Origin of the sequence: Paenibacillus sp. FSL F4-0122 (assembly GCF_038002845.1) — a bacterium.
Classification (GTDB): domain Bacteria; phylum Bacillota; class Bacilli; order Paenibacillales; family Paenibacillaceae; genus Paenibacillus_AQ; species Paenibacillus_AQ odorifer.
The window spans coordinates 627,689-650,390 of record NZ_JBBODI010000001.1; the positions used below are offsets into that span (position 1 = coordinate 627,689).

At 45.0% G+C, this 22,702-nt stretch carries 18 protein-coding genes; 7 read left to right on the top strand and 11 right to left on the bottom strand.

The window, feature by feature from the left end; all coding sequences use genetic code 11:
* Nucleotides 1–117: 117 nt before the first annotated feature.
* Nucleotides 118–966: an AraC family transcriptional regulator gene (locus tag MHH49_RS02575; protein ID WP_036675751.1), complete on the top strand. Its 849-nt coding sequence runs from the start codon at nucleotides 118–120 to the stop codon at nucleotides 964–966.
* Nucleotides 967–1,089: 123 nt separating this feature from the next.
* On the opposite strand, the gene MHH49_RS02580 is transcribed toward MHH49_RS02575, so the two are convergent.
* The gene (locus MHH49_RS02580) at nucleotides 1,090–1,548 is read right to left on the bottom strand and encodes an Lrp/AsnC family transcriptional regulator (protein ID WP_036675753.1); all 459 of its coding nucleotides are present in this window, start codon (nucleotides 1,546–1,548) and stop codon (nucleotides 1,090–1,092) included.
* A 172-nt stretch (nucleotides 1,549–1,720) separates the two neighbouring features.
* Between MHH49_RS02580 and MHH49_RS02585 the strand changes: the two genes are divergently transcribed.
* Together MHH49_RS02585 and MHH49_RS02590 are read left to right on the top strand one after the other, a co-directional pair.
* A complete protein-coding gene (locus MHH49_RS02585) occupies nucleotides 1,721–2,896 on the top strand; it encodes a serine hydrolase domain-containing protein (RefSeq protein ID WP_076141189.1) in 1,176 nt (391 codons plus the stop codon).
* 118 nt (nucleotides 2,897–3,014) lie between these two features.
* Entirely contained in the window at nucleotides 3,015–4,223 is a 1,209-nt protein-coding gene (locus MHH49_RS02590; RefSeq protein WP_051490869.1) for an MFS transporter, read from the top strand.
* Between the two features lie 182 nt (nucleotides 4,224–4,405).
* On the opposite strand, the gene MHH49_RS02595 is transcribed toward MHH49_RS02590, so the two are convergent.
* From MHH49_RS02595 to MHH49_RS02610, 4 genes are all read right to left on the bottom strand, one after another.
* On the bottom strand, nucleotides 4,406–5,566 hold the full coding sequence (locus tag MHH49_RS02595; RefSeq protein WP_051490870.1) for a serine hydrolase domain-containing protein: 1,161 nt from the start codon (nucleotides 5,564–5,566) through the stop codon (nucleotides 4,406–4,408).
* Nucleotides 5,567–5,716: 150 nt separating this feature from the next.
* A complete protein-coding gene (locus tag MHH49_RS02600) occupies nucleotides 5,717–6,550 on the bottom strand; it encodes a metallophosphoesterase family protein (RefSeq protein ID WP_076098875.1) in 834 nt (277 codons plus the stop codon).
* 304 nt (nucleotides 6,551–6,854) lie between these two features.
* On the bottom strand, nucleotides 6,855–7,553 hold the full coding sequence (locus tag MHH49_RS02605; RefSeq protein ID WP_036675756.1) for an SDR family oxidoreductase: 699 nt from the start codon (nucleotides 7,551–7,553) through the stop codon (nucleotides 6,855–6,857).
* Entirely contained in the window at nucleotides 7,553–8,023 is a 471-nt protein-coding gene (locus MHH49_RS02610) for a VOC family protein (protein ID WP_076225217.1), read from the bottom strand. The genes MHH49_RS02605 and MHH49_RS02610 overlap by 1 nt, the downstream gene beginning before the upstream one ends.
* A 263-nt stretch (nucleotides 8,024–8,286) precedes the next feature.
* On the opposite strand from MHH49_RS02610, the gene MHH49_RS02615 reads away from it, so the two are divergent.
* The 3 genes from MHH49_RS02615 to MHH49_RS02625 are packed head-to-tail and all read left to right on the top strand — an operon-like array spanning nucleotide 8,287 to nucleotide 11,311.
* Nucleotides 8,287–9,168, top strand: coding sequence for a carbohydrate ABC transporter permease (locus MHH49_RS02615; protein ID WP_038569413.1), 882 nt, complete (start codon nucleotides 8,287–8,289; stop codon nucleotides 9,166–9,168).
* The gene (locus MHH49_RS02620) at nucleotides 9,168–10,007 is read left to right on the top strand and encodes a carbohydrate ABC transporter permease (protein WP_036675762.1); all 840 of its coding nucleotides are present in this window, start codon (nucleotides 9,168–9,170) and stop codon (nucleotides 10,005–10,007) included. Before MHH49_RS02615 ends, MHH49_RS02620 begins: the two co-directional genes overlap by 1 nt.
* 32 nt (nucleotides 10,008–10,039) lie before the next feature.
* Nucleotides 10,040–11,311, top strand: coding sequence for an ABC transporter substrate-binding protein (locus MHH49_RS02625; protein ID WP_143759037.1), 1,272 nt, complete (start codon nucleotides 10,040–10,042; stop codon nucleotides 11,309–11,311).
* Between the two features lie 98 nt (nucleotides 11,312–11,409).
* Here the strand turns inward: MHH49_RS02625 and MHH49_RS02630 are convergent, their stop codons facing one another.
* On the bottom strand, nucleotides 11,410–11,991 hold the full coding sequence (locus tag MHH49_RS02630; RefSeq protein ID WP_036675766.1) for a TetR/AcrR family transcriptional regulator: 582 nt from the start codon (nucleotides 11,989–11,991) through the stop codon (nucleotides 11,410–11,412).
* A 294-nt stretch (nucleotides 11,992–12,285) separates the two neighbouring features.
* On the opposite strand from MHH49_RS02630, the gene MHH49_RS02635 reads away from it, so the two are divergent.
* Entirely contained in the window at nucleotides 12,286–13,728 is a 1,443-nt protein-coding gene (locus tag MHH49_RS02635) for a DHA2 family efflux MFS transporter permease subunit (protein WP_235219372.1), read from the top strand.
* A 130-nt stretch (nucleotides 13,729–13,858) separates the two neighbouring features.
* Here the strand turns inward: MHH49_RS02635 and MHH49_RS02640 are convergent, their stop codons facing one another.
* The 5 genes from MHH49_RS02640 to MHH49_RS02660 all read right to left on the bottom strand — a co-directional run bounded on the left by MHH49_RS02640 (nucleotide 13,859) and on the right by MHH49_RS02660 (nucleotide 22,600).
* Entirely contained in the window at nucleotides 13,859–14,872 is a 1,014-nt protein-coding gene (locus tag MHH49_RS02640) for a stalk domain-containing protein (RefSeq protein ID WP_051490872.1), read from the bottom strand.
* Nucleotides 14,873–15,131: 259 nt separating this feature from the next.
* Nucleotides 15,132–16,004, bottom strand: coding sequence for a hypothetical protein (locus MHH49_RS02645; protein WP_036675769.1), 873 nt, complete (start codon nucleotides 16,002–16,004; stop codon nucleotides 15,132–15,134).
* An 81-nt stretch (nucleotides 16,005–16,085) separates the two neighbouring features.
* Complete coding sequence (locus tag MHH49_RS02650) at nucleotides 16,086–17,219, bottom strand: hypothetical protein (protein WP_036675771.1); 1,134 nt, start codon at nucleotides 17,217–17,219, stop codon at nucleotides 16,086–16,088.
* Complete coding sequence (locus MHH49_RS02655) at nucleotides 17,201–17,758, bottom strand: RNA polymerase sigma factor (protein ID WP_341137859.1); 558 nt, start codon at nucleotides 17,756–17,758, stop codon at nucleotides 17,201–17,203. The genes MHH49_RS02650 and MHH49_RS02655 overlap by 19 nt, the downstream gene beginning before the upstream one ends.
* A gap of 243 nt (nucleotides 17,759–18,001) precedes the next feature.
* The gene (locus tag MHH49_RS02660; protein WP_341137860.1) at nucleotides 18,002–22,600 is read right to left on the bottom strand and encodes an endo-1,4-beta-xylanase; all 4,599 of its coding nucleotides are present in this window, start codon (nucleotides 22,598–22,600) and stop codon (nucleotides 18,002–18,004) included.
* Nucleotides 22,601–22,702 lie beyond the last annotated feature (102 nt).

Consider the following 22,702-nt stretch of genomic DNA (forward strand, 5'->3'; position numbering starts at 1 on the left):
TTCATCATAGCGTCTAAAAATATGATTTTCAGCACATATATTCACTAAATATATTGTTTTTCTGCATATATTCTTGTTAATATAGTTGACATACAACTGAATTGGGAGGGATAGCAAATGGAAACCAATTTTTATGAAGTACAAAAATTCGACATCAGTCGAGAGAAAAAAAGTCAATCCAGCATGCCTACACGACATTACCATAACGGTTATGAGGTTTTTTACATGGTTTCGGGGGATATTTGCTATTTCATAGAGGATAAGGCTTATCAGGTTGTCGGGGGTTCTCTATTGCTGATTGACATCAATAAAATTCATAAGCTTGTCAATTCGAGTGGGGAGACCTTTGAACGAATAACACTTGTATTTAAACGCGAGTTCCTCGAAGATCTGTTTCCGAACAATAAGACGCTTGATTTGCTGTCCACTTTTACACGAGATTGTCATCTGCTGCGATTTAATGGTTCTGAACAAAACTTTATCGAGAAATTATTCAATAAAATGGTCTCTGAATTTACGAAGCAACCTCCCGGCTATGAATTCTATCTAAAAACACTAATGTTTGAGCTGCTTATTTATATTTATCGCCACCAGGAAGCGATGCCTCCTGCAATCACTGAAGAAATCAGTGTAGTGAACAAAAAAATATTTGAAATTGTTGACTATCTCAATCGTTATTACGACCAACGTCATTCCATACGCGATATTGCCAACAGATTCTATATCAGTCCTTCCTACTTCTGCAAAACTTTTCGTGATAGTACAGGCTTCACCTTTACAGAATATTTGAATAATGTGCGGATAAAGGAAGCTCGTGCCTTGTTAATTAATACTGCCTTTAAAGTAGCCAAGATAGCTGAAAATGTTGGATTTGATAATATGACTCACTTTGGTCGGGTATTTAAGGAAATCACCGGGCTTTCTCCATTAAAATACCGCCAGACTTATAAAATAGAGAGTCCATGATGTATCTACGAAAAAGGAGCAGCTGCAATCATTTTTATTACAATATCCACACCAAAAAGACTCCTCTATTTATATAGAAGAGTCTTTTTTTGTTGCGACAGGCTAACGGATTATGTTTAAAATCTAACTCAGTAAGTTTAGGCTTGCTTCTTCAAGCGATGGTATAAGAAATTTATGATCGATTGGCGATGACATCACGATTAGAATCGTGTAGGTACCGTATTTATCACATTGATTTCCGAACTCCTCGAGGGCTCGTGTAGAGTCGGTTACTACTTTCAATAAGTAGTTGTGTTCCCCACTTATACGGTAACATTCGACGACATCAGGACTTGAGCGGCAGAAATCAAGGAATGCATTACAATCCCTAGAATGAAATAACATGTAGGCAGCAGCATGTTTCCCAATCTTTTCAGGAGAAATTATGGTGCGATATTCGCTGATGATGCCTTTTTCCTCCATACGCCTAACTCTCTCCGTAACCGCAGGTTGCGATAAACCGACACATTTCCCCAGCTCTGTCATAGAAATTCTTGCTTGATTTTGAAGATGGAAAAGAATTTGCTTATCAACATGGTCCATCAAAATCGCCTCCTTTAAATTTAAGGTGTTCTATATTAACTAGCTTGTAATTAACCGTTATAAGGCTAATTTAACTTAGTTGCCTTATGTAATCAAGATAACTCGTTATATATAATAACCCTACAATAGTAAAGTGTTCCTGGCTTTAACTATTCCGAAGGGATGAAGACAGATGAGTATATTGGATTCAAACAAAATAAATACAGAATGTTTATCAGGTCGCATCGATAGAGTAATCGATCGAACCCTCGCTGACAAGCGTTTGGTCGGTGCTGTCATTAAAGTGATGATAGATGGGGAACTGGTTTATAGCCGTGCTGCCGGTTTTGCCGACCGTGAGATAGGCCGACTTATGCGAGAAGATGCCTTATTCCGGCTAGCTTCAGTTACTAAACCTATCATTTCAACGGCAGCCCTAGTATTAGTTGCGCAAGGTCGTCTACAGCTGGACGACCGCGTTGATCGTTGGCTTCCAGAGTTTCAGCCGCGTTTGCAGAATGGCGAGTTCGCGACCTTGACGATTCGTCATTTGATGACGCACACCGCAGGCCTGTCTTACCGATTTTTTCAAGAAGAGAAGGGTTCCTATCAGTCAGCAGGGGTATCAGATGGTATGGATCAGCCCGGCATCACGTTGGAAGAGAACCTGCGTCGTCTTGCCTCTGTCCCCCTCCTTTATACGCCAGGTACCGAGTGGAAATATTCCATCGCGACAGATGTACTGGGAGCAGTAATTGCAAAGGTCACAGAAACACCGCTTAGTGAAGCTGTACATTCACTCGTGACAAAGCCGCTTGGCATGAGCGACACGGGTTTTATTGCAGTTGACCGAGAACGGCTGGCCACTTCCTATGCCAATGATACTCCAGAGCCACGGCCCTTACTTGAGCCCGACAGTATTGCCTTTGTGGAGGGAACGGCTGGGTTCCTGCTTGCCCCTAGCCGAGCATTTGACACTACTGCCTATCTTTCTGGAGGATCTGGCATGGTCGGCAGCGCCGGAGACTTTTTGCAACTGCTGGAAACATTACGTAAGGGCGGAGCGCCGCTGCTACCGGAGTCACTGGTTCACGATATGACGACCAACCAGATCGGTGATCTGCCAATGGCCTTCTGGCCAGGACGAGGCTTTGGCCTAGGCATTACGGTACTAAAGGATCCTGTCGCCGCAGACACTCCGGAATCCCCGGGTACTTGGCGCATGGGTGGCACTTATGGTCATTCGTGGTTCGTCGATCCCAAGCAACGCCTCAGTGTCGTGGCTTTCACTAATACTGCACTGGAAGGCATGTCGGGTCAGTTTACTGTTGACCTTTGTGATGCCATTTATGACAGACGTAATAAATAGAGCAAGAACACAAGGTGCCTGGGTCCGGAATGAACCGGCCTAGGCGCTCTGTCTAGTAGACCTATTCGTCGTGTGTATCATTGAGTTTGCTAAAATTATATAAGAGAGGGGCTTCTCTATGAGCCAAAACACATCTTCTGCCACACAAAGTGCCTCCAGCACTCCCTCTTCTGAACGTCTGCCATGGGCTGGATTACTCGCCCTAGCTATGACGGGGTTTATCTGTATTCTTACCGAAACGATTCCGGCCGGCTTGTTGCTCCAAATAGGTGACGGGCTTGGAGTCTCCGAGGCCCTTGCAGGTCAACTTGTCACTTTGTACGCCCTGGGTTCACTGTTGGCGGCGATCCCCTTAACTACCGTGACGCGTGGATGGCGGCGGCGACCACTGCTACTAATGTGCATCCTTGGTTTTCTCATATTCAACACCGTCACCACTTTTTCTTCCAATTATATACTTACGCTGACAGCTCGGTTCTTCGCAGGCGTATCCGCTGGAGTCTTATGGGGGATGATAGCAGGTTACGCCCGGCGCATGGTGCCGGAGTCACTCAAGGGACGAGCAATGGCGGTAGCCATGGTTGGCACGCCTCTCGCTCTGGCACTCGGTGTCCCTGCGGGAACACTTCTTGGCACCCTTGTAGGCTGGCGCTCTATCTTCGGGATCATGTCGCTATTGGCTCTGATGCTAATCGCTTGGGTGTTTTGGAAGCTACCGGACTATCCAGGAGAGGCCCCTGATAAGCGACTCCCTCTCTACAAGGTTTTTGTTATTCCGGGGGTACGGCCGGTACTGTTTGTTGTTCTGGCATGGGTACTGGCACACAACATCTTGTATACCTACATTGCCCCTTATCTTACTCAGGCCGGGCTAACCCAGCGCGTTGACTTGGTACTGCTTATTTTCGGCATTACAGCGCTTGTTGGCATCTGGGTCATCGGTATTTTGATCGACCGCAAGCTGCGTCCATTGGTTCTGATCAGCCTCGCTGCTTTCGCCTTGTCATCCATTGTACTAGGCATTAGTAGCAGCCAGCCCGTAGTGATCTATTTAGTGGTTGGTGTATGGGGGTTGACGTTTGGAGGAGCGGCTACTTTGCTACAGACAGCCGTTGCCGAAACCGCTGGCGAAAGTGCAGATGTGGCCCAATCGATGTTGGTGACGGCATGGAACCTAGCTATTGGCGGGGGCGGCGTGATGGGCGGGATTCTTATTGAAACACTTGGTGTCCGCTCCTTCCCGTGGGTAATGTTTATACTATTGATTCTTGCGCTGCTAGTAGCGTGGCGTGCTAAAGATTACGGATTTCCTTCAAGGAAGCGTTAAGCACACACATAAGAAATCCTGCCACAATCATCGAGTTTACAGATAACAGTAGCTGAACAAGAGATTTTTTAAAAAATAAGCCAGTGGTGCATATTAGATAGGACTAATATATGCCACTGGCTTTCTTATATTAGATTTTATAAAATCAACCCTTGATAAATTCTTGCAGATCCTTGGCCGAATTACAGATCTGTGATCGCTGCCAGAACGGTATTATTGAAATAATCAACATACATATTTTTAAATGGCTTCTGGTGATCCAGCTCTACGGATAAATGAACCGTCACCGTCTGATAAATCGGATCCACACAGAGGAATGGACCTGCCGCCCCCCAGTGTGAATAGGCATCAGGAGAGAGCAGATCTCCGCCGTCACGCTTCGTGCCATTAATCGCCCATCCGTATCCCCAGTACGCTTCAGGAAAAACTTCATCTCTATATTGTGAGGATACGCCCGGAATTTGATTGCGGGTCATTTCTTTTACTGTTACCGGACTAAGGAATCGTACTCCGTTATAAATTCCACCGTTAAGGAACATCTGGCCAAAAACAGCCAAATCCATAGCCGTTGAGTAAGCGCCGCCCCCCGCAGATACAGAATTCAAATTGTATTCGCTGTCTACCCATTCCGCGCATGCTGCCTCAGGAGCACGTCTAACTACTCTGTTCCGCACTTCCATTGGCACACGATAATATGTATTTTCCATTCCCAGCGGTTTAAAAATGGTTTCCTTTACGAATACATCATAAGCTTGTCCACTAACACGCCGTATGATTTCACCCAACAGCTCATAACCATATCCACAGTAAGACATCACAGTACCTGGCTCATGGCTAAGTGGTGCATCATAACCGCCATATAAGTAACTATGCAGTTCTGGATCTTGATTAGGTTCGTGTGGAGGATATTCCTCTTGCGCCTGTTTGGCAATTCCATTAGAACGAATCACATCAACCTCAATTCCAGAGGTATGTGTCAACAAATGATGTACGCATACCTTTGTTTTGTTTTCCCCTGTAAATTCGGGGATGTAATCAGAAACCGGCCTATTTAGACCCACTTTCCCTTGTTCCACTAACATCATAATAGCGGTTGCAGTAAATAGTTTTGTTATGGAACAGAGTGGAAATATAGCATCCGCGGTTAATTCCGCTGCGTCTGCTTCAGGGCCGGTTTTTCCATTCGCTTGATGGACCAGCAGCGTCCCCTTTCTCGCAGCAACAATAACTTGCGCAGGTGTGATATTGTCTTCAACCATTTGCGCGGCGGCTGTACGAATGCGCTCCACACCAAAAGCCGAGACACCCGCCTGTTCTAAAGAATTAAATACTAACCCTCTCATCGGTAGCCCTCCAATATGATTCATTTAATACATATATAAACTATTATACAAATATATTAAATAATCCTGCTAGCTTACTATTATCCTGTGCCTGAATTGTTGCTAAAGCTGACCCCGGCTTCTCCCGAAAATCAGCTTAGCTTTGTTTTACTAATTGACCGCTACCTTAAAAGCATCCACATTAAATGTTGTCCCGTTGATGGATAATGTGGCATTGTAATAACCCCGATCGCCATTTGTTTTGCATTTATATTCCCCGGAACATCCGCATACAAAAAATTTAGTTTTGTTGTAACCGGGATATATATTACTAAGTTTTTGGTAAAACAGATGTCCATGATGCGTAAAAATAGCTAGCACCTTATCTCTCACTTTTGTAGGAATGGATGAAAAAAACTTATTCGTCTCCGATGCGCTTAATACATGGGTTGGGTCCACCGTAATCCCGCTCACTTTGAGGGGCCAATGAAAATCTATAATATAATAAAAACTATCATCTAAATTTTTCAACAAATTTATACTACCCGGAGTGAACCGTCCAAGCGCACAATTAAGCCATACATACTTGACCTTCCCCTGAGTACCCGGGAAATTCATTTGCCCTTCATCAGCACCTAAATATTGTCTGAATAAGGACTGTGTACTTGCCTCCCAATTTCCTATAGATGCTTTATAAGGAATACTCCCGAGCGTGCTTGTTACCGTATCCTTGAAGTCCTTGTAGTAAGCATTCGCATTATTTCCATGATTAGCTCCCGCTTGCGTATTATCTCCTCCAAAAATAACAAATCTCTTATTCCCGCTATTCACAGCTTTAGGCAAAAGATTCCTAAAAATGCTTGCGCTGTTTCCATACCCCACATGACTATCACCAATAACCGCAAAGTTAATGATTTGTGCTTTTGCCTTAAGAATTAAACTACGTTTAGGCTGCAGTCTGGAGGCAGGTCTTCTTCTCCTACTAGGTTTCACCTGTCTTTTCATCTTAGATTCACCTCTTTTAAAATGGATGAAGGATCATAGTAGTATTTATATTCGCTTTACCTTAGGGACTCTTGGACCAATGGATTCATCTAGGAGATTAGTTCCTCTTATACTTTGTGGTCATTTATGCGGCTTGTCCCAAACGGGAGATTATAATTAGTCCCATAGAAATGAATAATATAATACCATTCATAGACTTATTTATTGATTAAGAAATAAATAAGCATATAGAAAAATCAAAAAGAGGTAACTCAGAAGCCACGAATGGCTATTGAGTTACCTCTTTTAGTTAGAACACTCTTACTTAAATCTTCATGTCCTTACCCGTATAATCTACAAACATGAAATGACCTTCCGGTGTTGTCCGCTTCTCGATCAAGTCCATGATGCCCTCAGCACTTTGGGTCGGATTCGTTGGCGCCTCTGCCCCGCCCATCTCCGTATGCATCCAGCCAGGATGTACGCCGAGTACTTGTACCCCGCGTTCTTTTAAATACACATGCAGCTGCTGTGAGAACATATTAAGTGCCGTTTTGGAGATGGAATATGGATAGTCTCCCGAATAAGCATTAGTAATGCTGCCTGCTTCCGACGATATATTGATAATCGAAAGTTTGGGTTCAGTGAGCAGCGGCAAGAAATGCTTAACCACCCGCATCGGTCCGTAAAGATTAATATCCATCGTGGTAAGCATATCTTGGAAATCCAGCTCTTCAATCTGTGTGTCCCTGGCGGTCAGCACCGCCGCATTATTAATAATGGCACCAAGTGTCCGGCCTTGTCCTTGCAGATTCGCAGCAAGCGCCGCGATTCCTTCTTCATCCGTCACGTCCAGCGCGGCCACAGTCAGCTTCTCGCCATAGGTCGCAGCAAGCTGGGATAGTGCTGTTTGTTCCTGATCAGGACGGCGAACCCCGGCAATGACTCCATGCCCCCGCTTCAATGCCTCAGCCGCCAGCTCATAACCCAATCCACGTCCGGCACCAGTAATTAGTATATTCACTATAAATCCTCTCCTTTATCCTTATCGTTCTCCAGCAGTTCCACAATCATCTTTAACTCCTTGAACGTGTCCAGATAAGCATAACTCCCCCCGGTATACTCACCCTTTTGCTGGAGTGGGAACCCTTTGCCTTCGAGCAGCGTAATCTTCTCCTTCATTCCTTCAACCACAAAAGCAATATGATGAGGTCCCTCACCATGCTCATTCAAATAATCACGCCACGTACTGGGCTGCTGATCTGGCTCAATCAGCTCAAGCTGCAGGGAGCCCATATCAAAAAAAGCCAGCTTAGCCCGCGCCACCGTCGCCTCGCCATTATACCGAGTCTGCGCCTTATCTTCTGTATCTGTAACGATAATTTCCGGCTTCTCCAGTCCAAAAAACTCCGCATAAGCCGTGCTTACCTTTTCAACATCATTCACCAAAATTCCAATCTGCGTAACAAAATGATTCCCAAGCCATCCTGACATGTACTCTACCTCCCATTTGTCTGACAAGTCCACCATACCGATTCTTTGAAAAGGCTGTCAAGCCTGAAAATAAATCGCTCCGGGCCAGTGAAAATTATCCAGAGAAAGTCCAGCCGACTTCGGCGCTATCATAGGCATTTATACCTCTCCAGATGCCGCAACTGGTTAAGAATATTTGGTGCGTGATGTTACTTTTTGTTTCGGTTAATGACCAATTCGGTTATAGAATGAAAAGTTTAAATTAACAAAAGGGGTGAGGAACGATGGACCATAGAAAAAGATCACGCCTGATGCAGCAGTTTATTTTTGTCGGGCCAACTTCCTTGTTTTTCTTTATTATTGTGCTGATTCCTTTCTTTTTGGGACTCTATTATTCATTTACCAGCTGGAACGGAATCTCGCGGCATGTGGAGTGGACCGGGCTGCGGAACTATCTACATATTTTCACCAAGGACCCTTCCTTTCTTAATTCATTCTGGTTCACGGCGAAGTTCACTATCTTCGGTCTAGTGCTGACCAATCTGCTTGGCTTCACACTCGCTTATGTGCTGACGCGTAAACTGTTCACACGCAATGTCCTGAGAACGGTATTTTTTGTACCGCATGTCATTGGCGGACTTTTGCTCGGGTTTATTTGGCAGTTTATTTTTGTCAGAGGATTCTCCTCTATTGGGCAGGCCACCGGCTGGTCCTTCTTTAATCTTCCATGGTTAGGCACCGGAGGAACAGCATTCTGGGCGATTGTTATCGTATTTGTCTGGCAAAATGCGGGATATCTGATGGTGATCTACATCTCTGCTATCAACAATGTTCCCCAAAGCCTAATTGAAGCGTCCAAAGTGGATGGAGCCGGACGTTTTCAGGCCTTGCGCCATGTCACTCTTCCACTGGTCATGCCCGCTGTAACTGTTTGTCTATTTCTATCTATCTCTTGGTCCTTTAAGCTGTTTGACCTCAACCTGTCGCTGACCAAGGGTGGACCCTTTAAAGCTACCGAATCTGTAGCCTTGAATATTTACAATGAAGCCTATACCATCAGTCGGTTCGGAATGGGCTCGGCCAAAGCGATGGTTTTCTTCGTCATCGTGGCTTTGATTTCCCTATTACAGGTTAGAGCAACCAAGAAAAGAGAGGTGGAGCTGTAATGGAGACTACCGCCAAGAAATTTAATGTCCCCCTGCTTCTCATCGAAGTGATTGTAATCCTGCTGGGACTACTATTTTTAGTGCCATTTTACTTTTTGCTGGCTAACTCAGTGAAAAGCTATAGTGAAATACTATCAGACTCTGCTGCGCTGCCTTCAGCACTCCAGTGGAGCAACTACGCGGAAGCTTGGAAAGCTACCAATTTCCCCCGCGCTTTCCTGAACTCTTTTATCATCACGGTGATTAGTAATATTCTGCTAGCATTCCTTTGCTCCATGTGCGCTTACAAAATGGTCCGCAACAACAGCTTGTATAACCGTGTGCTCTATATTGCATTAGTAGCCGCCATGGTTATCCCATTTCAATCTATTATGATCCCGCTGGTGCAGGTCGTCAGCGGCTTGGGCGTCATGGATTCAACCGCCGGTTTGATTTTAGCGTATCTTGGGTTTGGCGCCCCGATGACTGTTTTTCTATTCCACGGCTTCGTCAAATCGGTACCTCTCGATATAGAGGAAGCTTCAAGAGTAGATGGAAGCAGTCCTTATGGTACCTTTTTCCGGATTGTTCTTCCGCTTATGCAACCGATTATCGTCACCGTCATCATACTGAACACCCTGTGGATCTGGAACGATTACTTGATGCCATCGCTTATTCTGCAGGATCCGGTGCTCCGCACCATTCCCATCGCCACTTATAGCTTTTTCGGACAATATACGAAGCAGTGGGATTTGGCGCTTCCAGGACTTGTGCTCGGGATTACGCCGGTGGTCATCTTTTTCCTAGTAATGCAAAAATATATTATTGAAGGCATTGCCCAAGGCTCCGTAAAGGGCTAACGATACATGTTGCTTTCAGCCAGAGAGGATGAATGAATATGAGAACAAAACGTGGAATTCTCCTCGCATGCTCCCTGCTGCTGGCTGCTCTGACAGCCGGTTGCGGACGCAGCAGCGACAATGCAGACGGAGTAAAAACCGTGCATATCTACCAATTCAAGGTTGAAATATCCGAAGCGCTGGCTTCGCTCAAGACCGAATTCGAGAAAGAACATCCCGATATTAAGCTTGAGGTGCAAAGCGTGGGAGGCGGGACCGATTATGGCGCCTCGCTGCGTGCCAAATTCTCTTCCGGAGATGAGCCGGATATCTTCACCATCGGCGGCAACAATGAACGTGATATGTGGCTGGAATATCTGGAGGACCTGAGCGGCGAAGCTTGGGCCAAGGATGTAAAGCCACTCGCAGCAGAACAAATGACCATCGATGGCAAACTCTATGGGATGCCGATGAATCTGGAAGGATACGGCTTCATCTATAATAAGGATCTATTTAAGAAAGCCGGAATCACCGAGAAGCCATTAACGCTAACCGCTCTGCGCGAAGCCTCCGAGAAGTTAAAAGCGGCAGGCATCACACCTTTTGCGAATGGTTACCAAGAATGGTTCGTGCTTGGCAATCATAATGTAAACGTACCTTTCGCCCAGCAGCCTGATCCGGAGGCATTCATCGCCGGACTTACAGACGGTTCCAAAACCTTCGCCGGAGACCCTATTTTCTCCAAGTGGATCGATCTACTTGACCTTACTGTAGAGTACGGCAATAAGAACCCGCTCTCGACCGACTATAATACTCAAGTCACTATGCTAGCGAGCGGTGAAGCTGCGATGATGCAGCAGGGTAACTGGACACAAGGACAGATCGACGGCATCGATCCCAATCTTAATCTGGGCCTCCTGCCCATGCCCATTGACGACACTCCCGAAGACAACGACAAGCTTTATGTAGGCGTACCCAGCAATTGGGTTATCAATAAAAACTCTCCCGTTAAGGAGGAGGCCAAGGTCTTCCTGAATTGGCTCGTCACCTCCGAGACCGGAAAAAAATATATCACCAAGGAATTCCAATTCATCCCTGCGCTCGACAACATTAAGGGAACCGAAGAAGATCTTGGAGCACTAGGTGCTGAGGTGCTGGCCTATACCGATAAAGATCAAGCGCTGACCTGGAACTGGACCCGTCTGCCGAACGGGATGCCACAGGAATTATCCAGCAGCATACAAGGGTATCTCGGCGGCAAGCTGACCAAAGAAGGGATGTTGAAGGAATTCCAAGTCAACTGGGATAATCTCAGTGTGCAGTGATTTACCTGCTCTAAATACGACAAACAGCCGCGCAACGATGCGTGGCTGTTTGTTCGTGTTCATTTAATTCCTCTCCGTTCATTAGTCGGAACCCGTTGCTAGTTCGCACGCAGCATACTAATTTGTCTGGCAAGATACACAGGCGTATAGGGCATGTCATCTCGGAGCCAAGAAATAACCGTGCCGATTAGAGCTGCTGAACCGTACCAAACGGCAATGTCCTTTTGTATCGGCGTCTTTGAATGATCAGCAGTCCCCTCCTTTTTCTCCTGGTGCGCAGAAATGATTTCCGCCATCAAATTAAACAGGCGATCTGTAAAAATCGGGCTTCGTTTGGATGTGAGTATGACCTTGTAGAATTTTGCATTTTCCGCAATATGCTTAAGCAGACTTTCTAATATCCTCAAATTCTCTTCATCAACCGACTGGTGATGGTTGTCATCGTTGTTCACCACTTGTAGAATGTCCTCCACCATCTCATCCGCCATCTTTTCCAGCATATCCGGGAGATCCCGATAGTGCAGATAAAAAGTAACCCGATTGATTTTAGCCCGCTCTGCAATACGATTTACTGATATTTTCTCAATATCCATTTCCTCAAGCAATTCAATCACAGCATCTCTAAGCAATTGACGTGTTCGAAGTACCCGGGGATCTGTACGTTGCGTTGTGTTATTCATCTTGTACTCTCCAATCTTTTACTTTCATATTGTAAGCTACATATTTTAGATAATTGTTGTTTTTTAAAAAGAAAAAACTACATTTTCAGAACGAATGTAAACTACTTTACATTTTTTCGCAAATTGTTGCTTGATTACATGAAAATTTCATTTATAATCTAATTCATGCATTGTAAACTATACAACACACTGTAAATTTAGTCCATGATCGACGAGTTGAAAGGATGGAGTGGAGTGAGTACAAAGACAGAAGTAACAAGCAGTTCCGTGAAAAAGGGCCCCATCTTATTCATTATGATTTTGGGCGCCTTTCTTGCGACACTGAATCAAACGGTAATGAGCGTTGCCGTTCCGGAGTTAATGCATGATTTTAATATCTCGGCGGCTACAGCTCAGTGGCTGACAACGGGATATATGCTGGTTAATGGTGTTCTAATTCCAATTACAGCTTATCTAATGCAACGATTTACGACGCGAGAGCTTTTTCAAGCTTCTATGTTTATATTTTTGGCTGGAACGATCGTATCGGCCCTCGCGACAAACTTCCCTGTTCTGTTGACCGGGCGTATGATTCAGGCAGCTGGTGCCGGGATTATCATGCCACTGCTCACGAATGTCATCTTGACCCTGTTCCCTCCTGAAAAGAGAGGGGCCGCCATGGGGATGGTAGGGCTAGCCATTATTTTCGCACCTGCGATTGGACCTACTCTGGCTGGATATATTTTGGAACATTATTCTTGGGAGACTATGTTTTATGGCATGATTCCTTTGACCGTCATTGTAATCATATGCGGATTTATTTATTTAAAAAATGTATCAGAACGCATCTTTCCCAAGTTGGACATTGTTAGCGTAACTCTTTCTACCATTGGTTTTGGAACCTTGCTGTATGGCTTCAGCCGCGCCGCCAGTGCAGGCTGGTCGAGCGCAGAAGTGTTATTGTCTTTAGCAGCAGGTGTGCTTTCCCTTGGCTTATTTACTTGGAGACAGCTGGCTTCCCAAAATCCACTGCTTGATCTCCGGGCCTTTAAATACAATATGTTCTCCTTAACGACTGTCATCAGTATCGCAGTTACAATCGTGATGTATGCGGATATGATGCTGCTGCCTCTGTACCTGCAGAATGCCCGCGGTTTTACAGCGATGGAGTCCGGTTTGCTGCTGCTTCCCGGTGCACTCGTAATGGGATTGTTGATGCCGGTAACCGGAAAGCTGTTCGACCGGTTCGGAGCGAAATGGCTCGCCATCATCGGATTATTAATTACAATTGCAACGACTCTAAGCTTTGTGAACTTAACCGACTCAACCAGCTACATGTATCTGGTATACATGTCAACAGGCCGCCGGATCGGGATGGCTCTCCTTCTCATGCCTATACAAACCTTGGGTCTAAATCAACTACCCGCCAAGCTTAGTGCGCATGGTACAGCGATTTCAAATACCATTCGACAAGTAGCTGGCGCCGTCGGGACTTCCCTGCTCGTCACCGTAATGACGAGCCGTACTACAACGCATATGAAGGATATGCTGGCCTCTGGCAGCACACAGAACGGAACACAGGAACATATGATTATGGAAGCATCCATTCAAGGGATCAATGATTCCTATCTAGTGATTGTGGGAATTGGCATCCTCGGTCTGCTGCTATCTTTCTTTATTAAACGTGTTGGGCAAGCGCCTGATCCTGAGCAAGAACCCAAAGTGAAGCTAAAAAAAGTCATTGCCAAAGAAGCTTGATATATAGAAGTTATCAGCACTGTTTAAGAATCATAAAAAAGAGATCAACGATGAATGACATCGTTGATCTCTTTTTAGTTTGATCTTTATTACAACAATTAGCGACCAAACCATCTGCTAACTTGCATAACTATTTCAGTTTAAAATAGATGGACCTTTTGTCGGACTCAAGCTTGCTATCGTTTCTATAAAGAACAAGGTTGTTCTCCTTGCCTTTGATTATTGGCAGAATAACTTTACCCGAAGCTTCAAAAGAACCCGGTTTACTTGGGGTGACTTCAGGAAAATCAGCTAACAACTTTTCGATATTTTCTCCGAGAGATCCCTCAAAATAATCACTAGAGCCACCAATATAGTACTGTCCACTGGATGTTTCTACCCCCCAAATGGTAGGTGTAAAACTTGAAAGGAACTTCCGCCCTTGGTCCTGACTACCTTTTACAAGAGTGGCGTTCTTCACCTTAAGCGTTACATCAAGCAGGACATAATCTACAGCTACATCGGGATCAGTGACATGTTCCTCAAACCCAAGAGCATGTAATTGTCCGAGAGTAGTCGACGTAACCTTATTGATAGTGAAAGTATATTGAACAGATGTTGAATCACCTTTAGGGCTATAATTGTTATCAAGGTCCGTATAAGTAAAAGAAGTACCTAACTTCACTGCATCTGCAAACGAAGCGCCGCTGTTACTGGAAGTCGTAGCGGAAGATGAGGCAGCAGGCTTTGGTGTTGCCTGCGGTGTGGACTCGGTTGCAGGCGGAGTAGATACGGTTGCTGGCTTCGCAGTAGCTTGTGCAACGGTATTGTCCTTATCCGGGACAACGGATGTAGATGTTCCGCCGTTCGCCGATGTGATCACAACAGCTTGACGACTGTTATCCCATTTCACGGTTGCCCCCAGTGCTTCAGATACAGCCTTGGCGGATACATAGCTATGTCCCTCATAGATAATTGGGTACATTGTTCCTTCACTACTTGACAGGTTCACTTTCTGATTATCCACTTCAATGCTGATGGCCGCATTCTGATATGCAGAAATCTTCTTCAATGTCGTGTCTGCGTAAGCGACTGCACCCACAGCCAACAGCATTGAGCTAACTGTAATAATTGACATGACTTTTTTACTTGTTACCTTTAGCATCTTACACTCTTCTTTCATGTTTATGTATATGAATCTCGAAAATTATATCACTTTATATCGAATATTGTAAATATTGGAATGATAGGATATTCGTTCTTTATTTGTGAATACTTAAAAAAGACACATTTCCATTGCCAACGCCACATTTCGCTTTTAATCTCCTAAATAGCGTGAATACTATAGATCTTTATACTCAAACCAAAAAGCAGCCCTGGGGGCTGCCTTAATCAAATTAATTAGTAAGTGTCTTAGAATCATTCTACGCCGAAGCTTCAATGATCTGTCCTGCCAAAGCAATCAAATCCTCCTTGGTCAGGTGTCCACCGGTTTCCCGAATAATATAATTGACACGGGTCTTTGGATTCATCCATGCAACTGACTTGTACTCCATCTTATCAATAGGTGTGTATACCACCTCTTGGCCACTCACTTTTAGCTTCTGCGACTGTGCATTTGCTGGTTCGGATTCAACAGTCGTATCCTTAGGTCCTGCAGGTTCGGCAGCGATGGCAAGAACTCCTCTTTTACCATTTTTCTCTGTGGTCATATTATAGATGATGTTGATAGCTGTACGCTTCTCCTGCAATTTCTTTACATATATTTTCTTATCGGACGCCTTACCCTCGGCGATCACTTGATAGTATATCTTATCCTGTTCTTTTTTCGTCATATATGGAGAAACAATTGCCCTGAAAAAATTGTAGCCTTCCGGAGGCTCTTGCAATTGCAGTGGCATGGAGGTATTGCCGGCAGCATACTTTTCCACATATTCATTATACGTATTAAACGAAAGGGAATAATATGCACCCGCAGTGGGTGATCCCTTAGCATAGGCTTGATATTCCTTGTCATTAATATACACATATCTGATTTCTCCAGGTTTAAGCTCTTCACTTAATGCTTTCTGCTGCAGATCTTTGAGATTTTTGAATTTTTTTTGTTCCTGATCTGTTTTCGCTTTGGCAGCTTCATCGATGCCCTGAGCTATATATTTGACTTCCGCCTTAATGGCGGTTTCTTCCACAGACTGAGCAACAGTCTTCTCGGCGTAAGCTTCTCCTTTGAAGCCATAACCTAAACCGAACATTAGGGTCATACTGGTCATGGCAATGAGTGTTTTTCTATTATTCATTAAAATACCTCACCTTCCTGTATATGTAGTACTCTTACATAACACTTACGTTACCGGATTTGTGACATCAAATTTCTATACTTATTTCATCATGTCGGCAGCAATTCGGATAACCTCCTCTTTGGTTAAAGAAGAAGACTCCGGTGCAGCAGTCATATCGTATACTACATTTTGTTCTGGATCCGTCCAGACAAGTCTGTATCTATACCCCAACTTTATTTCATTGTTTGTAGTTTCCGTATAGATCAGTTGGGTTCCGTTAACAAGAATATTCTGTACGATTGTGGTGTTCGTCCTTAGTAAGCTTTCCACCGTTCCGGACTTTGCCTTGATGTGTTTGGCATTAATTCTTACCATACTCTCCCCTTTTTTGTATCTCATCGACGAATAGTCATAATTAATACTGGCCGTAGCTTCTTTTTTCCACATAACCCGGTAACCGCCTTCCAGCTTTATACCATCAGTCAGGGCAAGCAGTTCATTCTCGTTGACCTCAAAATCAGGTTGTATCCATGCTTGATCAAAAACATACCCTTCTGGCAGATACTCCGGACGTGGCAAATATGGCACCTTATACTCTTCTGCTTTGGCTAAATAACTGGAATAATCATTAAATAGCATCGCAGGAATAACTCTGCCAAGCTGAGGACGTTCATCTCCAGCACCTTCCTTTTTTAACACGTAAGAAGCGCCCTCTCCCGGTAGTAATAATTTCTCTACAACTCTATATGCCTCTAAATTTTTTTCACTCAGCAGCTCTTCTTCTTTGGTCGCCACTCTCTGAGGAATTTTTACCTTTGAAGGAACTAACGGATTCTTAGATACTTCAATCGTCCCCCCTTCCTTCGTTGCAAGAAGCGGCTCGTATGGCAGCACCTCATATTGAAATTTGGCAGCTTGCCAGGGACTCTCCTTAAACAAGGAATAGCTGCCTCCTACCAAGACAACCAGGATCAGCACCGCTGCCCATCTCCTTACAGGCCTGCTCCACATGCGCTTACGGTATCGTTTGGCATAGGTTTCTGGCTCCACTCTATGCATAATATCTGGGATGTCCCCCTCCTGCTGGTGAGGTACAGGCTTAACAGCAAGGTGACCATTACCTAGCCCGATGGCTTGCATTACAGAATCATGAACATCAACCAGCGGAAGTTTGGCAGAATTATCCCCCTCCTTCAGAAACAACTCTTCGGAAGTCAATTCGTCCTTGCGCATAGTTGTTTCTCCTTTCTTTCAATGACTTCTCTGAGCTTGCACCTTGTCCGCTCGTACCGTTTCCTAACTGTGACCGTACTTTTACCCAGAATTTCACTAATTTCTGCAAATGATTTATCTTCAAAAATGCGCAAAATCAACAGATTGCGTTCCTCCACGCTAAGCTTTTCCAGGGCAGAGGCCACGGATTCACTGAACAACTGATTTTCTACCATTTGTTCAGCGCTTTTAGTGGTTACATCCTGTCTGAGTAATTTTCGCAGCTGATTTTGAAATTTCTTCCGGCGCAGTTGATTCAGGCAATGATTATAAGAAACCCTGTAGAGCCATGAGTTAAAACTCACCTGAGACTCAAAATGGCCGATGTTCTGGTAAACCTTAATAAATATGTCCTGAACCGCATCCTCGGCTTCTTCCTTATTGTTCAACAAGCGAAAGCAGTAGAGGTAGATCCGTTGTTGGTAGAGTCTGATAATATCTGAAAAAAGGTAGACTTCCCCCGCTTGTACCCGCTTTATCTTTTCTTCAATAGAGTCCACGACTGTCTCCTTTCTACTATCAGTACAGTTATAACACTTGAGCGGTCTGTTTCGTGACATTTTTTTCCGTTTTAGCTCCAATTTAACGGAACATACACAAAAAAATCGCTGCTCCTCTCCGCAGGGAGGTGAGCAGCGATGCTTAAAACAGAAGAACGCAAGGGATGGATATACACGTATTTCCGCTCTTCAGATTAAAAATGAACATGAGCCAATTCAGACTTTTTTTCTCTGCTGCCGGGACTACAGCTTCCAGATACGGTACAGGATGACTGCCGCTTCAGCACGGGTAAGCGTATCGCTCGGCGCAATTCTATTATTCTTTCCGTTTACAACTCCGGATTTGATCAACAATGATGCGCTGTCTTTTGCGTAGCTGGATATACTTGCTTCATCTAGATAAGCAGCTACAGTACCGCTCGCCTTAACTTGCTTGCCGGCTGCCGCCAGCGCTCGTGCTGTCAGCACCATCATATCTTGTCTGGAGATATTGCTATTGGGTCTAAACGTATCATCTTTAAAACCTGTAGCAATTCCCAATTCCTTCGCGATGACCAGTTCATCATAATAGTAGTCTGTCTTTTGGACATCGTTGAACATTATTGCACTTTTGCCCGTTCCCTTCAGTTCAAGCGCTCTTACGAGGAGAGCAATGAAATCCGCTCGTTTGATTGAATCTGCAGGTGAAAAGCTGTTCGTGGACGTTCCTTTGATGATATCGCGAGCTGCCATAACGCCTATAGCTTGTTTAGCCCAAGACAGATTCTGCAAATCTCCGAAGTCTTTCTTTACGAAGGTTACTGCATAAGTGCTGAAGTGGGTTGTTTGAAAGACAAACGTTTGGGTTGCAGCATCATATCGACCGTTCGGAACCGGCATTACGTTGCCTTTGCCATCAATGTACCAAACGACGATAAGCTCTGGATGGTTAAGCTCCTCCGCTGTCGGCACGTAAGGAATGGCTACCGTTACAGGTGCGTTAGGGTTATTCCAAGGAATAACTTTGTCACCTGCTACTACGCTTAGACCGATAATTGGACGGTTGCCAATCAAATTGCGGGTAGCTGCTTCCAAGCTGTCCGTGGTGACTTTACTTATTCGTATGGATACTTGCTCAGCATTGTCTGTTATGTTGGACAGCATATTGCTTGGAATTTGAATTGTGGCATTTTCCGTCTTAAGCAATAGTTCATAGTTTTCTTTCCCTGTTAGGCTTTGGGTCGGTAATTGTATATCATACCCTTTCGTGTCCGTTTGCTTTGGCACTTCAATGATAATTTGTTTCTTGCCGTTTGCTGCTACAGTAGCCTGTTCAAGCGCTTTTTTCATGTTGTCGCTGGAGATCGTACCTATAACCCGCCCGTTATCAGACTTTACCTCCAGTTTAATCGTAACAACACCATCTTTGTTTGTAATGGCTCCAGGCTGTGGAGTTGATACTACATTACCCGAGTTACTGCTACCCGTTGGTGCATTTGTTGGTGCTGGCGTCGCTGTTGGAACAGGTGTCGGGGTTGCCGATGGTTCCGTTGGGTTTGTTGGATCGGTTGGATCGGTTGGGTTTGTTGGATCTGTTGGGTCAGTTGGGTCTGTTGGATCGGTTGGGCTCGTTGGTGTCGGTGTCGGTGCTGTTGTCGGCGTTGGGGTTGGTTCCGGACCGGCAGATTTCCCCTTTAAAGTAAGCACACCATAAACGGATGTGTCCATATACCCAGTTCCACTCGTATCGTTCCAAGCCGCGACACTTTGACGTGAGCCCTCTTTAGCATCGTTGATCTGTACATCGAAACCAAGCTTTTTATCGTTGTCCGGAGTGATCCCTTGAAGTGGAATCTTCACTTCAACCGTATAGTTTGTTCCGGAAATCTGGGTTGCCGATTCGAAGCCGGCTGCGATACTTGAAGGATTAAATGAAGTCTCGTTGTCAAAATTGACTCTGTACTGGCCATCATCATCTTGATAAAACGTCGTTTTCCCATTATTTTGGTCTACGAAGATTTCGACCGAATCCTGTTCATGTGCATTCACGCTGCTCTTATCAAGCTGCGTATCACTCACCTGGACTAGGACATATAAATATTGATCATCCCAGAGTGCTTTTGCTACTCCGCTCGCTCCTTGCCAAGCGGTTTGATACCGATTGACCGGAATCTCAGCGGTCTGGCTCCAGATCTCGTCAACTGTTCCGTCTATAACAGGTGCAGCGAATTTGGCAGTAGATTGATTGGCTTCTACTGATTCAGGCTCATGCTCTTCAATGAAGGTATCAGGATCGATAACGCCATAGTAAGCCGGCTTAGCTTGCAGATTTTTATCGAATAACAACGGATTGGATGAAGCTCTCCAGCTTGTATTATCATCCATTCCCCAGAAGGTAACACGTTTGATAGAATCAGCGTGATCCCTGAAGATATTTAACAACTGTGCATACAGATAACCCTGCGCATTAGCAAGCTTTTCAGAAAGCTGATAGTTGCTTCCGGCCTGAATGTCCAGCTCAGTTATGCTTACTTCGACACCCAAGGAAATGAACTTTTCCAAGGATAGCTTCACATTCTCTGGGTTCGTATTGATGCTGTAGTGCCCCTGCATGCCAACCCCGTCGATAAGCAATTTGCCAGGGTGAGTCAGCGCGTACCTATCATTGATTTCTTTGACCATACTGTAGATGGCCTGCGCTTTATTCTGATTGTCTTCGTTATAATCGTTGTAATAGAGCTTAATATCCCAATCTGGATGCGTGTCCAGCACTTCTCTTGCCGCCAGGAAGGCTTGCTCTACGTAATCTGCTCCAATAGCACTTTTCCATGGGGCGGAACGCAGCGCAGTTTTCCAATCTGTTGGGTTGGATGGGTTATCGCTCATCGCCTCATTTACAACATCCCAGGAGATCACCTTGTCACCAAAATGCTCCATAACGGTTTGGATATGGGTCTGCAAATTCATAAGAGCTTCATCCCGTCCCAAGGGGATCGTGTTGTTAGCTGCGTCTGTTGTTGTATTCAGCCATGCAGGCGATTGTTGATGCCATACCAACACATGTCCATGCATCTGCATGCCCTCAGCCAGTACTTTATCTACAATTGTATCTGCCGCGGTAAACGTGAAGTTGCCCTTCGTAGGCTGCAACGCGTCCGGCTTCATGGCATTACCTGCCGTAGCAACATTGTGATGCATTTTCAGAAGCTCAAGTCTGACACCTTCCAGATCCTCAGCGGTTATCGCATTTCCGATCAGAAAATCACTCTGGTAAGCATCCTTAATCGGCACAAGATCTTTTTCGATATCAACCGGGCCAGAGCCTACCTTTTCAAAATTAATATCATCGATATAAAATGAGGCCGCGCTATTACTGGAGCTTTCCACATAAATGGTCAAATACTCACTGCTTACATTGTTATAACGGTAAGTTCCCTCGAACTGAATCCAGCCATCGCTTGCGCTGATGGTTTTAGGTGCGAGCTGCACATAATTGGCGCTGCTTCCATCGCCAACCTGCGTGGACAGCTGAAGCTGCGAGCTTGCTGGCTGGATCAGCTTGACCCATAACGAAATTTTATATTCGTAGCCTTTGTCCACAAACTTCTCCACACGTAATGTCGGCCCATGCCATGTACTGGTTCTGCCCTCAACCTTCAAAGCGTATGAACCACCATCTGTATGATTCGCTTCATTAGTAACCGTAAGCGTTTCAGTACCTGCTCTGCCTTCAAAACCACCTGCCGTTTGATCCTCAAAAGTAACAGTGGTAAAAGGTAAAGCTGGGTCTCTAGGTGTTTCTGGTGTTGGAGTTGGCTCTACTGTAGCCACCTTTTCTGTGACCAATACATCCCCAATGTAGAACGGAACCGTTTTCCCTTCATCGTTGGATTGAACACGCAGTGTTGTATCTTTGTCCGTATCCACGGTAAATTCTTTCGTCAAGGTGACCGCTTGGCCTGCTTCATAACTCACATTTGCCAAAAGAGCGTAGCTGCCTATCGCTTGAAGATAAGCTTGGGCACCACTAGGTACAGTCACATCAGCGTCTACATACACGGATGCAGTTACCGTGTAGGTTTTGCCGTTTTCTAGGCCCATATCCCTGAATTTAAAATCAACCGCGTCCCAGTTATTCGCTCGGTTGCTTACATATAAAGCTGCCCCGTCAGCATTGCCCGCAAAAACTTTTCCGGTGACAGGGGTTAGGTTAGCGCTACCTGATTGTGAGGCTAAACCTTTGCCACTCGCAAAAGTTTCGTGATAGATTTCTTTATCCGTTTCCGTCACTGCTTTTTTTGCTGTAATGAGGAGCTCCCCAATGTAGAACGGAACCGTTTTCCCGTCATCGTTGGATTGAACACGCAGCGTTGTATCTTTGTCCGTATCCACGGTAAATTCTTTCGTCAAGGTGACCGCTTGGCCTGCTTCATAATTCACATTTGCCAAAAGAGCGTAGCTGCCTATCGCTTGAAGATAAGCTTGGGCACCGCTAGGTACAATCACATCAGCGTCTACATACACGGATGCAGTTACCGTGTAGGTTTTGCCGTTTTCTAGGCCCATATCGCTGAATTTAAAATCAGCCGCGTCCCAGTTATTCGCTCGGTTGCTTACATATAAAGCTGCCCCGTCAGCATTGCCCGCAAAAACTTTATCGGTCACAGGTGTAAGGCTAGCACTGCCTGCTTGAGCTGCAATACCCTTGCCACTCGCAAAAGTTTCGTGATATACCGTTACCGTATCTGATGATACTGTCGTATCCTGCGCCGCAGCTTCAGTAACCGGAGCGATCCAGCTTGTCGGAATAAGCAAGGCAGCTGCGAGTAAAATCGAGATTACTTGTTTAAGCATTCTACTCATTTAATGCATTCCTCCTCTAGTGATTTTCATACAAATCAGTTAATGACCTACCTTATTAGCACCAGCCCTATATTCCCACGCTAATTTCTTTACCTGCTAAAT